This is a genomic window from Bradyrhizobium sp. HKCCYLRH2047, assembly GCF_051168175.1.
GTDB lineage: Bacteria > Pseudomonadota > Alphaproteobacteria > Rhizobiales > Xanthobacteraceae > Bradyrhizobium.
The window spans coordinates 1-12,531 of record NZ_JBNPUM010000009.1 but is presented as its reverse complement, the minus strand read 5'-3'; the positions used below and the strand labels follow the sequence as shown (position 1 = coordinate 12,531).

General features: G+C 67.0%; 10 protein-coding genes and 1 tRNA gene. 3 read left to right on the top strand and 8 right to left on the bottom strand.

Features of this window, described 5'->3' with window-relative positions; translation table 11 throughout:
• Positions 1-285: 285 nt before the first annotated feature.
• From ACQR1D_RS21425 to ACQR1D_RS21395, 7 genes are all read right to left on the bottom strand, one after another.
• Positions 286-3,456, bottom strand: coding sequence for an efflux RND transporter permease subunit (locus ACQR1D_RS21425; RefSeq protein WP_434838660.1), 3,171 nt, complete (start codon positions 3,454-3,456; stop codon positions 286-288).
• Complete coding sequence (locus tag ACQR1D_RS21420) at positions 3,453-4,877, bottom strand: efflux RND transporter periplasmic adaptor subunit (protein WP_434838661.1); 1,425 nt, start codon at positions 4,875-4,877, stop codon at positions 3,453-3,455. The genes ACQR1D_RS21425 and ACQR1D_RS21420 overlap by 4 nt, the downstream gene beginning before the upstream one ends.
• Positions 4,878-4,952: 75 nt before the next feature.
• Positions 4,953-5,345: a FixH family protein gene (locus ACQR1D_RS21415; protein ID WP_434838662.1), complete on the bottom strand. Its 393-nt coding sequence runs from the start codon at positions 5,343-5,345 to the stop codon at positions 4,953-4,955.
• Between the two features lie 95 nt (positions 5,346-5,440).
• A complete protein-coding gene (locus ACQR1D_RS21410; protein ID WP_434838675.1) occupies positions 5,441-5,806 on the bottom strand; it encodes a hypothetical protein in 366 nt (121 codons plus the stop codon).
• A gap of 172 nt (positions 5,807-5,978) precedes the next feature.
• Positions 5,979-6,053 (bottom strand) — tRNA-Val (locus tag ACQR1D_RS21405).
• Between the two features lie 241 nt (positions 6,054-6,294).
• Positions 6,295-7,581, bottom strand: coding sequence for a hypothetical protein (locus tag ACQR1D_RS21400; RefSeq protein ID WP_434838663.1), 1,287 nt, complete (start codon positions 7,579-7,581; stop codon positions 6,295-6,297).
• 132 nt (positions 7,582-7,713) lie between these two features.
• Positions 7,714-8,358, bottom strand: a complete 645-nt coding sequence (locus tag ACQR1D_RS21395; protein ID WP_316177471.1) for a DUF1134 domain-containing protein — start codon at positions 8,356-8,358, stop codon at positions 7,714-7,716.
• Between the two features lie 119 nt (positions 8,359-8,477).
• Between ACQR1D_RS21395 and ACQR1D_RS21390 the strand changes: the two genes are divergently transcribed.
• Positions 8,478-8,984, top strand: a complete 507-nt coding sequence (locus tag ACQR1D_RS21390; protein WP_315803214.1) for a YHS domain-containing (seleno)protein — start codon at positions 8,478-8,480, stop codon at positions 8,982-8,984.
• A gap of 15 nt (positions 8,985-8,999) precedes the next feature.
• On the opposite strand, the gene cysQ is transcribed toward ACQR1D_RS21390, so the two are convergent.
• Positions 9,000-9,833 carry a 3'(2'),5'-bisphosphate nucleotidase CysQ gene (gene cysQ / locus ACQR1D_RS21385; protein WP_315803215.1) on the bottom strand — a complete coding sequence of 278 codons (834 nt, stop codon included), beginning with the start codon at positions 9,831-9,833 and terminating at the stop codon, positions 9,000-9,002.
• A 237-nt stretch (positions 9,834-10,070) separates the two neighbouring features.
• Here cysQ and chpT point away from each other — a divergent pair, with 237 nt between their 5' ends.
• Together chpT and ACQR1D_RS21375 are read left to right on the top strand one after the other, a co-directional pair.
• Entirely contained in the window at positions 10,071-10,733 is a 663-nt protein-coding gene (chpT, locus tag ACQR1D_RS21380) for a histidine phosphotransferase ChpT (protein WP_315752676.1), read from the top strand.
• A 242-nt stretch (positions 10,734-10,975) separates the two neighbouring features.
• On the top strand, positions 10,976-12,531 hold a 1,556-nt coding region (locus ACQR1D_RS21375; RefSeq protein WP_434896494.1), incomplete at its 3' end, for a chemotaxis protein CheA.

The window sequence follows — 12,531 nt, the reverse complement described above, 5'->3', positions numbered from 1 at the left end:
AGTGGAGGATTGAGCAAAGGCGGGATGCGCCAAGGCCGAAAACGCCAACAGAAAAGCCAGGGGCAATTTTTGCATGACCAAGTCCTCCTTCAGGGGCGATCAACAATGGCCGGACGTGGGCCATTCAGGTTGATCCACATCAACGACCGGCGGGCTCAGGGGTGACGATCGTTCGTCTTCAGCGCCGGTACGGCTAGTCGCTGACCATGATCGGGCGCCTTCGCCGCGACCACCGGAGCTCCTGTCGCGAAATGTTTCATCGTCTCTCCTCTCGCTGTCGGTGGATCAAGCTGCCCTTTGCACGCCCTGCGACCCGCTCGAGGCGTCCGCCGTCGTCCCTGTCCTGGTCGACAGGCTGCGTCCCTTGACCAAGCCGAAGATGGCCGGAATCACGATCAGGGTGAGAAGGGTCGACGAAATCATGCCGCCGATCATCGGCACGGCGATGCGCTGCATGATCTCAGAGCCCGTGCCGGTGCTCCACATGATCGGCAACAGGCCCGCCATGATGGCGACGACCGTCATCATCTTCGGGCGGACGCGTTCGACCGCGCCCTCCATGATCGCGTCCTGGAGATCCTGCCGGTTCAGGGGGCGACCGTCGGCATCGCGCCTCGCCTTCACCGCAGCCAGCGCGTGATCGAGATAGATCAGCATCACCACGCCGGTCTCTGCGGCGACGCCGGCAAGCGCGATGAAGCCGACGGCGACGGCGACCGACAGATTGAAGCCGAGCCACCACATCATCCAGATGCCACCGACGAGCGCGAAGGGCAGCGACAGCATCACGATCAGGGTCTCGGTCATGGCCCTGAAGTTCAGATACAGCAGCAGGAAGATGATGGTGAGCGTCACCGGAATGACGATCTTGAGCCGGGCCGCCGCGCGCTGCAGATACTCATACTGCCCGCTCCAGAGCACATAGGTGCCGGCCGGAAACCGGATGCTCTCGGCGACGGCACGCTGCGCGTCCGCGACGTAGCTGCCGATGTCGCGGTCACGGATGTCGACATAGATGTATGTCGCGAGCTGTCCGTTCTCGGTCCGGATCGACGTGGGACCCCTGGCCGGCTCGACCTTCGCGACCTCGCCGAGCGGCACGGCGCCGCCGGACGGCATCGGCACCAGCACCTCGCTGGCGATGGCCTTCGGATTGTCGCGGAGATCGCGCGGATAGCGCATGTTCACGCTGAAGCGCTGGCGGCCCTCGACGGTCGTGGTGATCGTCTGGCCGCCGAGGGCCGCTGCGATCGTATCCTGAACGTCCTGGACCAGGAGGCCGTAGCGGGCGAGAGCCTCGCGATCGGGCGTGATCTCGAGGTAATAGCCGCCGATGCCGCGCTCGGCATAGGCCGAGGAGGTTCCGGGAACGGTCTTGATCACCCGCTCGATCTGCTTGGCCAGACGATCGATCTCGGCGAGGTCCGTGCCCATCACCTTGACGCCGATCGGCGTGCGGATGCCGGTCGAGAGCATGTCGATGCGCGCCTTGATCGGCATCGTCCAGGCGTTGGAGACGCCAGGGAATTGCAGCGCCTTGTCCATCTCGGCAACGAGGCCGTCGATGGTGACGCCGGGACGCCACTGCTCCCTCGGCTTGAGGTTGACGACCGTCTCGAACATCTCGGTCGGCGCAGGGTCGGTGGCGGTCGCCGCGCGTCCGGCCTTGCCATAAACCGAGGCGACCTCCGGGAACGACTTGATGATCCGGTCCTGCATCTGCATCAGCTCTGCCGCCTTGGTCACGGAGATGCCGGGCAGGGTGGTCGGCATGTAGAGCAGCGTGCCCTCGTTCAGGCTCGGCATGAACTCGGTGCCGAGCTGGCGCGCCGGCCAGATGGAGACGGCAAGAACGACCATGGCTGCGAGGATCACGAGCGTTTTCGCTTGCAGCACGCCCTTGATGACCGGACGGTAGATCCAGATCAGGAAGCGGTTGATGATGTTGCGATGCTCGGGAATGATCCTGCCGCGGACGAAGATCACCATCAGCGCCGGCACCAGCGTCACCGAGAGCAGCGCCGCTGCCGCCATCGAGAACGTCTTGGTGAAGGCGAGCGGGCTGAACAGGCGGCCTTCCTGCGACTCCAGCGTGAAGATCGGCATGAACGACACGGTGATGATCAGCAGGCTGAAGAACAGGGCGGGACCGACCTCCGCGGCGGCGTCGATCAGGATCTGGACACGCGACTGGTCGGGCTTGGCGCGCTCCAGGTGCTTGTGGGCGTTCTCGATCATGACGATCGCCGCATCCACCATGGCGCCGATCGCAATCGCGATGCCCCCCAGGCTCATGATGTTCGAGCCTAGGCCGAGCAGCTTCATCGCGCCGAACGCCATTAGCACGCCGACCGGCAACATCAGGATCGCGACCAGGGCGCTGCGCACATGCAGCAGAAACACGATGCAGACCAAGGCAACGACGATGCTCTCCTCGAGCAGCGTGTGCTTGAGCGTGTCGATCGCGGCATAGATCAGGTTCGAGCGGTCATAGACCGGAACGATCTCGACCGATTTGGGCAGGCTGCTCGCGATGTCCCTGAAGCGTTTCTTGACGTTCTCGATCACGTCGAGCGCATTGACGCCGAAGCGCTGCAGCACGATGCCGCTGGCCACCTCGCCCTCGCCATTGAGCTCGGCAATGCCCCGCCGCTCGTCGGGCCCGAGCTCGACATTGGCGACGTCGCGCAGCAGCACGGGCGTGCCGCCGGAGCTTTTGAGCACGATGTTGCCGAGATCGTTGATGCTCTGCAGATAGCCCTTGCCGCGGATGACATATTCGAACTCGGACAGCTCGACGGTGCGGCCGCCGACATCGGCGTTGCTGGCGCGGATCGCGTCGCGGATCTTCTGCAAGGAGATGCCACGGTCGCGCATGCGCTGCGGATCGAGCACCACATTGTACTGCTTGACAAAGCCGCCGATGCTCGCGACCTCGGCGACGCCCTCGGCCTTGGCGAGCGCGAACTTCAGGTTCCAGTCCTGGATCGTGCGGGTGTCGGCGAGATTCAGCTCCTTCGACATGACGGCGTATTGATAGACCCAGCCGACGCCGGTCGCGTCCGGCCCGATCGTCGGCGTGACTCCCGCCGGAAGCCGCGAGGCGGCGCCGTTCAGGAACTCCATCACGCGCGAGCGCGCCCAGTAGATGTCGGTGCCGTCCTCGAAGATGACGTAGACGAACGACACGCCGAAGAACGAGAAGCCGCGCACGACCTTCGATTTCGGCACTGTCAGCATCGCCGTAGTCAAGGGATAGGTGACCTGGTCCTCGATCACCTGCGGCGCTTGACCGGGATATTCGGTGTAGACGATGACCTGGGTGTCGGACAGATCGGGGATCGCGTCGAGCGGCAGATGAATGAGCGCGTAGAAGCCTGCCGCCGCCGCGAAGCCGGTGCCGAACAGGACCAGCAGCAGGTTGCGCGCTGACCACGCAATGATGCGGGCGATCATTTGTGCTCTCCCATGGCGGCATGATCGGCGTCGGCGGGCTGCGGCTCGCTGGCGTCCGCAAAACTCTTCAGCGCGGCCTTCAGGTTGCTTTCGGCATCGATCAGGAAGTTGGCGGCGGTGACGACCGCCTCGCCATCCGACAGGCCGTCGCGCACCTCGACATGGCCGGCGCCGCGGCGGCCGAGCTTCACGGCGCGCGGCTCGTAGCGGCCGTCGCCCTTGTCGATCAGCACCGCCTGGCGGCTGCCGGTGTCGAGCACGGCATCGGCCGGCACGGCCAGCACCGGCGCCGCGGCGGCCGTGTCGATCTCGGCATCGACATACATGTCCGGGAGCAGCGCGAGGTCGGGATTGGCGAGCTCGATCCGCACCCGTGCCGTGCGCGTCTCCTTGTTCACCTGCGGATAGATCACCGCAATCGACCCGGTGAACGTCCGGCCAGGGAAGCTGCGCGCGCGGATGGTCACGGGCTGCCCCACCGCGATGCTTCCGAGGTCGCGTTCGGCGACATCGGCCAGCGCCCAGACCAGTGAGATGTCGGCGATACGAAACAGCACGTCGCCGGGATTGGCACGCATGCCTTCGATCGCATTGCGCTCGAGCACGATGCCGTCGCGGGGCGCCGACCACTGCACCGTGACCGGGGCGATGCGCGACTTCTCCATCGCGGTGATGACCGGCTCCGGGACATCGAGATTGGTCAAGCGCTGGCGCGAGCCGCGGCCGTAGGCGGCGTTGCCGGCGACGATGTTGGAATTGATCGTCGACAGATATTCTGCTGCGGCCGCGGCAATGGCCGAACTGTAGATTTCCATCAACGACTGCCCCGCCTTCACGCGCGTGCCGGTGGTCACGTCGGCGACCTTCTGCACGAAGCTTTCGGCGCGCATCGCGATCACCGAGACGCGGCGCTCGTCGAGCTGGATGGTGCCCGGCGCCTTGACCGCGACATGGAGCGTGCGCCGCTCGACCGGCGTGGATCTCACGCCCGTGCGCTGGATCTTGCCGGGCGACAGTTTCACCACGCCATCCTCGGCATCGTCGCCCTCGTAGACGGGAACGTAGTCCATTCCCATCGGGTCCTTCTTCGGAGAAGGCGACGTGTCAGGCAGGCCCATCGGATTGCGGTAGTAGAGAATCCGGCGCGAGGAGTCCGCCTGCTGCTTCGGCTTGGCAGGGTCCGGCGCGGCTTGATCGTCGTCGTAGACCGGCAGGTAATCCCGCCCGCGTTGGTCCTTCCTGGGACCTGCCGACCAGGCAGGGGCGCCGCTGGGATCGCGATAATACAGCGGCATTCGCTCCGCCGCCGCGGCGGCGAGATGGCTGCGAAGCGACGGAGGTGAGGTCTGGATCGACCAGAGGCCACCCAAACCAAGGCCGACGCCGAGCGTGACGACCGCGAGCAGACGCAATGTGTTCATGACATCACCGTGAGGCGCGCGACGCGCGCTATCCGTTGGGACGATCGGGGCGCTCGCGGGGAGCGCCCCGCAGGCTCACTTCGTCGCCTTGACGACGACCTTGCCGGTGACTGTCTCCGGCTCGCCCTGCACCTTCGCGGAGAGTGTGACCTGGTAGCGCCCGGCCATCGGCAGGTCGGTCTTGAAGGCGTAGACGCCGGGCTCCTTGGAGGGCAGCGGCGCCACCTCCGACACCATGTCGGCCATCCCGTCCGGCGCCATGTCGACGCGGGTCTTGAAGATGACCGCGTCGGTTACGGCCCTGCCGGTCTGCTTGTGGGTGAGACGAACGGCGACCGTGACGTCGTCGCCCTTCTTCATCTCCGCCGTGACGGGCTCGAAGCTGTAGTCGGCGGCGCCGGCGACGGCGGCCGATGCGGCGAGCGAAAGGGTGGCGGCAAGCGCCGCGGTGCTGATTCCGGAAAGCATGGTCCTGTCCTCATGAATGGATCTCGGCCGTGGCGCCCGCGGCGCGCACGTCAGTCATCGGCGCGCATGCACGGCGCGCGTCGGCTCGTGCGAGATCAGATTCGAGGAGGTCGGAACGGAGGGCTGCCGCTGTGAAGAGCAGCGACCTGATCGGCGGGAATGGCGATCGTGGTCGCGCTCACGGCGAGGGGCGCGAAGGCAACGGCCCTGACATCGCCGAGCGCAACCGTCCCGCCCGCGCAGCAGAAACCCATGCCGCACTTGTAGGTGTGCGAAGGCGAGCCGGTGCCCTTCATGTCGTCGGGACAGCATTCGTCCATCGACATGCCGGCCCCGTCGTCCATCTGCAGGCTCGTCTGCATCTCGTCCGACGACGCCATCGCAGCCGCCGATGCGCCGATCGGCAGCATCGCCACGGACAGGGCAATCGCGAACGCCAGGATGGTACGGACGAGCCGCATCGAGATGGAGTTACCTTTCCGGTCGCAGAGCGAGACAGCTAACATAGGACAGGCGCCGACGCAGTCGTTGATCCCGCTCAATCCTGCGTGACCATCGCGTCGCCCGAGGCACAACGACAGGCCAGACCAGCCCAAGCGATCGCATGAAAGGAAAGGGGGGGGCGGCGGCAAATGGTGGGCGCACAAGGGATCGAACCTTGGACCTCTCCCGTGTGAAGGGAACGCTCTCCCGCTGAGCTATGCGCCCGGTTGCCGGTGGCGGTCGTGGCTGTGAGCCAGCGAGGCGCCCGAAGCAGTCCGTCGGAGCCCGCGATTTACGAAGCGCGGGCAGGGGGTGTCAAGGATTTGCGGCGGAGATGGCGAGGAAAACTGCTGGTGCGCGCCGGGCTGTCCTCGATCGGGGCCGAAACCGGCCCCATGGCGTGCCGGCTTCCATGCTGAACTGAGGGGCAGATCCGCCGCGCACTCCGCGCCCCGCTGGCCCGTTCTCAGGCCCCGATCTGCCTTGCCCGCGAGGCGTGCGACTGCAGCGCGCGGATGCGGTCGGCCAGGGTGCCGCCCTGGGGCACGCCGCCGGCCGCAGCAGCCGGCGCCGCGGCGACGCCATTGGCGTTGGCGGGCTTGGCGGGGGCCGGTTCGGCGGCCAGCATGGCCTCGATGGTCGAGTTCGGGCCCTCGATCTGCATCGCGAGCTTGGCGACCTCGGCGGCGATGTCGTTGATGCGCTCGCGCAGCAGCGCGTTCTCCATCCGCTCCTGGGCCCAGGTGCTCTCGGCCTGCTGCTGGATGGCGTTCATCTCGCGCTGCAGCTTGGTGCGCTCGTCGCGGGCGGCCTGGAGCTGCTGTTCGAGGGCGGCCTTCTCGGATTTGAGCCGCTCGAACGCGGCCGACTTGCCGCTGCCCATGCCGGCCAGCTCCTCGCGCAGCTCCTTCAAGGCGCGGTCGGCGGCCACGTTGGCCTCGCGCAACTGGTTGTTCTCGAAGTCGCGCTCGGCGAGCAGCTTGCCCTGGGTCGACAGCCGGCCCTCGAGGTCGGCGACGCGGCTCGCCAGCATCTCGGCTTCCTTGACCTGCACGATCAGCTGGCGGTCGAGCTCGGTGACGCGCTGGCTGAGATTCTCGACCCGCGCGCGGGCGTCGTTGAGCGCCTTGGTCGCGGTGTCGGATTCGTCGCGCTCCAGCGCCAGGCGGGCCTGGGTCGCGGAGAATTCCTTCTCGGCGTCGGAGACGCGGCTGCGCAGCTCCTCGACCTGGGTCCTGACCGAGACCAGTTCGACCTGGCGGCTGTCGGCGAGCAGCGCCTTGTCGTTGAGCTCGGCTGTCAGGCGCACCTGCTCGGCCTGCTTCTCCTTCAGCGCCTGCTCGGCGGCGCGCAGCGCCTCGGTCTTGGCGGCGAACTCTTCTTCCGTGGCGCGGAGCTGGTCCTTGAGCGCCTTCTCGCGCGCTTCGAGGGCGAAGATCGCGGCGTTCTTCTCGCCCAGCTCGATCTTCATGCGGTTGATGGCGTCGGTCTTCTTGCCCAGATCGGCGAGCTGGCCGGTGGCCTTGTTCTTGAGCGCGTCGACGCTCATCTCCAACCGCCGCGCCGACATCGCGAACTCCGCGCGCAGCTGGTCCTTGTCGGCCTGGATCTCGGCCATCGACAGCGGCGTCGCCGCCTCGAGCCGTCGCGTCGTCAGCCGCACCGCACGATTGTGCACCAGCGGCACGACCATGAGGGCACAGAGCATGGCGATCAGAAAACCGATCGCAAAATACATGATCGGCTCGACCATGACGCACAACTCCCGGTCCGAAATGATTAACGGAATCACAATGCACGGCGGGCTGATTCATTGCCAGCCCAATGCCGTGTTAACCTTGATCCGTCACGGGAGAACGTGTCCTGGCGGTATCAGCCAGCGCCGTCAGAACGGGTTCCAGGTCGCGCTCGGCGTGAACTTGAGGTAGCCGACATTGGCGCCGAGCCGCAGGCCGATGCCGGACCTGATCGGCACCAGGACGATGTTGTTCGCGGTCAGCGCCGTCATGCCGAAGCCGCCGACAATGTAGGCCGAGCCGTCGATGCCGACGAAGCGCTGATAGATCGCGCTGGTGGCCGGCAGATTGTAGACCAAGGTCATGGTGCGGGCGCCGTCGCCGCCCCAGTCGAAGCCGAGCGAGGGGCCCTGCCAATAGACGCGGAGGTCGCCGGCGTTCTTGGTGTAGAGCGTGCCTTCGCCGTAACGGAGACCGGCGACGAAGGCCCCGGCACCTTCCTCACCCAGGATGTAGCCATTCGGCAGGCCCCATTGGCTGACGGCGCGCTCGATCACCGAGGCGAGGCCACGCGAGACGTTGCCGAAGAAGCGGTGGCCGGCATTGACGAGCTCGTCCGGATTGAAGCTGTCCGGGCTGGGCGCAGGGCGCGGCGGCGGTGCGGGCTGCTGATACGGCGGCGCGGCCTGGTAGGGCGGCGCGGCAGGCGGGGGCGCCTGCTGCGCGGCGACCGACGCGGTCATGGCCAGCACGGCCGCGAGCGTCGTGGCGGCAAGGCGGGATGCGAAACTCATCGATGGAAATCCCCTGCTATCGGCTGCCCGAGCTTCGCCTTAACCTGACGCCAACCACATCGGGCGATTGTCGGGCGAGGGGCGATGCCCCTGCGACTCCCATGTTATCGGCACCAACTATGACCGCACAACGGCAACAACCGCCCCAGACCGGGTCAAAGTCGCTGTTTCGCCTTGTAATTGCCGCCATCACGCTCGCCGCGCTGCCGCCGGTCGGCGCGCCGGCGGCCACGACGCAGCGCATCATCTCCGACCGCTTCAGCGGGCTGGCGATCGACGGCTTCGATCCTGTTTCCTATTTCGTGGATGGCAAGGCCATGCCGGGGCTGCCGGATTTCGAGGCGTCCCAGGGCGGGGTGGTCTGGCGGTTTCGCAACGAGGGCAATCGCGCCTCGTTCCTGGCCCATCCGGAGGTCTACGGCCCGCAATTCGGCGGCTATGACCCGACCGACGTGGCTCGCGGCGTGACGGTGGCCGGCAACCCGCGCTTCTTCGTCGTGGTCGAGGAACGGCTGTTCCTGTTCAACCGTGAGGAGAGCCGCGACGCTTTCGCGGCCGACCCGGGCCGCTATCTGCCGCGTGCGGAGGCCCGTTGGCCGGCGCTCGAGGACGACCTGCCGCAATAGCGCGGCAGGGCTGTCTCACACCTTCACCGCAGCCGGGTCGCCCCAGGCGATGAAGGACGGCACGATGAAGCCGTCGGGGCGCTCGCCATAGCGCAACGGCGCGCCGGTCTCGCTGGTGACGGTGCCGCCGGCGGCTACGACCACGGCATGGCCTGCCGCCACGTCCCATTCCGAGGTCGGGCCGAGCCGCGGATAGATGTCGGCCAGACCTTCGGCGAGCCGGCCGAACTTCACGGCCGAGCCGAGCGGCAGGCGCACGGCGCCAGGACGCGCGGCAATGAAGGCTTCGGTGCGGGCATCGCCATGCGACCGGCTGACCGCTGCGACCCATGCCGCGCCTTGCGGCGGCATCGGCCGGGTGCGGATCGGCTCGGCGGCCGCCAGACCCGCCTCGGTGAACGACAGCCGCTCGGCGCCACGGCCGACCAGCCCGCGCCAGATCTGGCCGATGGCCGGCGCGCAGACGATGCCGAGCAGCGGGCTGCCGCCGGTGACCAGCGCCAGATTGACCGTGAACTCGCCGCGCCCGGCGACGAACTCCTTGGTGCCGTCGAGCGGATCGATCAGGAAGAAGCTGCCCTTGAACGGTCCTGCGCTGGCTCCGACCCGCTCCTCCGACAGCGCGGGAATCGCCGGCGCCAGCCGGGCCAGCCCCTCGGCAATGACCCGGTCGGCGGCAAGATCGGCCTCGGTGACCGGCGAGCCGTCGGACTTGTCGGTGACGGCCATGGCGCGGCGGTTGACGGCGAGGATCGCGTGGGCCGCCTCGACGACGAGCTCCGTCAGGGGCGCCATCAGCGCCGCGGCGGCCTCGACCTCGACGGTTCCTGCAGTCGGTGCCGTCGTCATTGCGCGGTGCTCCTTCCGGCCGTTCCGTACGCAGCTTGCATCATCGTATCCCTGTTCTGGCGTCCGGCGCATCCGGGTACGGCCGTTCGCATGGTCGTTGAGCCGCGGCTGCCGGGAAGACCGCTACGTACTTTCCCGTGTCCCGCCCTCAGTCCGGTGGCGGTCCCTGCTTTCGCAGTGTATCAAGCGTTAACGCAAGCATGATTCGCCCAGGTTCGCGGATTTCAGGAACATCGAATGTCCGGCACGTCCTCTCCCGAGATCGCCAATCCGATTCCCGCTCCCGATACGCTCGAACTTGCCGCTCTGCTCTGCTCGAAGGTCTGCCACGACCTGATTAGTCCGGTCGGCGCCATCGTCAACGGGCTCGAGGTGCTCGACGACAATCCGAAGCCGGAGGATCGCGACTTCGCGCTGGAGCTGATCCGCAAGAGCGCCAAGACGGCGTCGGCCCGGCTGCAATTCTGCCGCCTCGCCTTTGGTGCGGCGGGCTCGGCGGGCGCGCAGATCGATCTCGGCGACGCCCAGACCATGGCGCGCGGCCACATCGAGGACGCCAAGACCTCGATCACCTGGAATCTGCCGCGGCTGCTGTTGCCCAAGAACCGGGTCAAGCTGCTGCTCAACATGATGGTGGTGGCGCAGCAGACGATCCCGCGCGGCGGCATGCTGACCGTCGACCCGATCGGCGATGGCGAGACCATGAGCTTCCGCGTCGCCGCCACCGGGCTCAATGCCCGGCTGCCGCAGAACATCGTCAATCTGCTCGGTGGCGACCTGCAATCGACCATCGATGCCCACGCGGTGCAGCCCTACTACACCCGTCTGCTCGCCGATGCCTGCGGCCTCAAGGTGACGCTCACCGCCGACGGCAATGCGATGGTCGTGCAGGCGGCCTGATCGGGCGGACGTCCTGCCGCGCCGGTGCTGCGACCTCTTGTCGTGGGACAGGCGCAAGAATCCGTTCACCACGGTTAATCAAGCCTTGCCGATGTGTCCGAATTCGTCCGGATGCATCTTATCTCTTTGTTGAGTCCGTTCATTTGCGCTTACTCAACTAATATTAAACGCTTTGCACCGAAACTGGCCACGGTTTGAAGGGCGCGTCATGTCGCGTTCCGTTGCGTGCGAAGGCCAGTTTCATGGATGACCTGTTGCGTGAGTTCCTGACGGAGACCAGCGAGAGCCTGGATACCGTCGACAATCAATTGGTGCGGTTCGAGCAGGAGCCGAACAACGCCAAGATCCTCGATAACATCTTCCGGCTGGTGCACACGATCAAGGGGACCTGCGGTTTCCTCGGCCTGCCGCGGCTCGAGGCGCTGGCGCATGCCGCCGAAACCCTGATGGGCAAATTCCGCGACGGCATGCCGGTCACCGGCGAGGCCGTGACGCTGATCCTCACCACCATCGACCGCATCAAGGACATCCTGGGACAGCTCGAGGCCAACGAGGCCGAGCCGGAGGGCGAGGACCGCGACCTCATCAGCGAGCTCGAAGCCATGGTCGAGCGCGGCATGGCGGCCATGGCCGCCGGCGAGGCCGCGCCACCGCTCGCGCCCGCGCCGCCCGCACCGCCGCCAGCCCCCGCGGTAACGCACGGCTCGCTGATCGACCAGACGCTGGAGCGTCCGCTGCGTCCGGGCGAAGTGTCGCTCGACGAGCTGGAGCGCGCCTTCCGCGAGACCGCGATCGAGATGCCGCCCGCGCATGAGAAGGCGCCTGAGCCCAAACCCGCTGCCCCGGCGCCGGTCGCCAAGGCCGGGCCTGCCAAGGCGGAAGCAGAGGCCAAGGCCGAGCCGAAGAAGGCGGCGCGGCCGAAGGCCAATGCCGACGGCGAGGTGCACGAGAACGACAAGGTCGCCAACCAGTCGATCCGCGTCAACGTCGACACGCTCGAACATCTGATGACGATGGTCTCCGAGCTGGTGCTGACGCGCAACCAGCTGCTCGAGATCGCCCGCCGCAACGAGGACACCGAGTTCAAGGTGCCGCTGCAGCGGCTGTCCAACGTCACCGCCGAGCTGCAGGAGGGCGTCATGAAGACGCGCATGCAGCCGATCGGCAATGCCTGGCAGAAGCTGCCGCGCATCGTCCGCGACCTCGCGACCGAACTCGGCAAGCAGATCGAGCTCGAGATGCACGGCGCCGACACCGAGCTCGACCGCCAGGTGCTCGACCTGATCAAGGACCCGCTCACCCACATGGTGCGCAACTCCGCCGATCACGGCCTGGAGACGATGGCCGAGCGCGCCGCGGCCGGCAAGGCCGAGCAGGGCACGATCCGGCTCTCCGCCTATCATGAAGGCGGCCATATCATCATCTGCATCGCCGACAACGGCCGCGGCCTCAACACCGAGCGCATCAAGGCCAAGGCCCTGGCGAACGGCCTCGTCACCGAGGCCGAGCTCGAGAAGATGACCGAAGCGCAGATCCACAAGTTCATCTTCGAGCCGGGCTTCTCGACCGCGGCCGCCGTCACCTCGGTCTCGGGCCGCGGCGTCGGCATGGACGTGGTGCGCACCAACATCGACCAGATCGGCGGCACCATCGACATCAAGTCGGTGGTCGGCGAGGGCACCTCGGTCACCATCAAGATCCCGCTGACGCTCGCGATCGTCTCGGCGCTGATCGTCGAAGCCGGCGGCGACCGCTTCGCGATCCCGCAGCTGTCGGTCGTCGAGCTGGTGCGCGCGCG

What these genes read in the sequence shown, in the direction of transcription:
- ACQR1D_RS21425 (WP_434838660.1), bottom strand. Translation starts at nt 3,456, where the DNA reads ATGATCGCCCGCATCATTGCGTGGTCAGCGCGCAACCTGCTGCTGGTC.
- ACQR1D_RS21420 (WP_434838661.1), bottom strand. Translation starts at nt 4,877, where the DNA reads ATGAACACATTGCGTCTGCTCGCGGTCGTCACGCTCGGCGTCGGCCTT.
- ACQR1D_RS21415 (WP_434838662.1), bottom strand. Translation starts at nt 5,345, where the DNA reads ATGCTTTCCGGAATCAGCACCGCGGCGCTTGCCGCCACCCTTTCGCTC.
- ACQR1D_RS21410 (WP_434838675.1), bottom strand. Translation starts at nt 5,806, where the DNA reads ATGCGGCTCGTCCGTACCATCCTGGCGTTCGCGATTGCCCTGTCCGTG.
- ACQR1D_RS21400 (WP_434838663.1), bottom strand. Translation starts at nt 7,581, where the DNA reads ATGGTCGAGCCGATCATGTATTTTGCGATCGGTTTTCTGATCGCCATG.
- ACQR1D_RS21395 (WP_316177471.1), bottom strand. Translation starts at nt 8,358, where the DNA reads ATGAGTTTCGCATCCCGCCTTGCCGCCACGACGCTCGCGGCCGTGCTG.
- ACQR1D_RS21390 (WP_315803214.1), top strand. Translation starts at nt 8,478, where the DNA reads ATGACCGCACAACGGCAACAACCGCCCCAGACCGGGTCAAAGTCGCTG.
- cysQ (WP_315803215.1), bottom strand. Translation starts at nt 9,833, where the DNA reads ATGACGACGGCACCGACTGCAGGAACCGTCGAGGTCGAGGCCGCCGCG.
- chpT (WP_315752676.1), top strand. Translation starts at nt 10,071, where the DNA reads ATGTCCGGCACGTCCTCTCCCGAGATCGCCAATCCGATTCCCGCTCCC.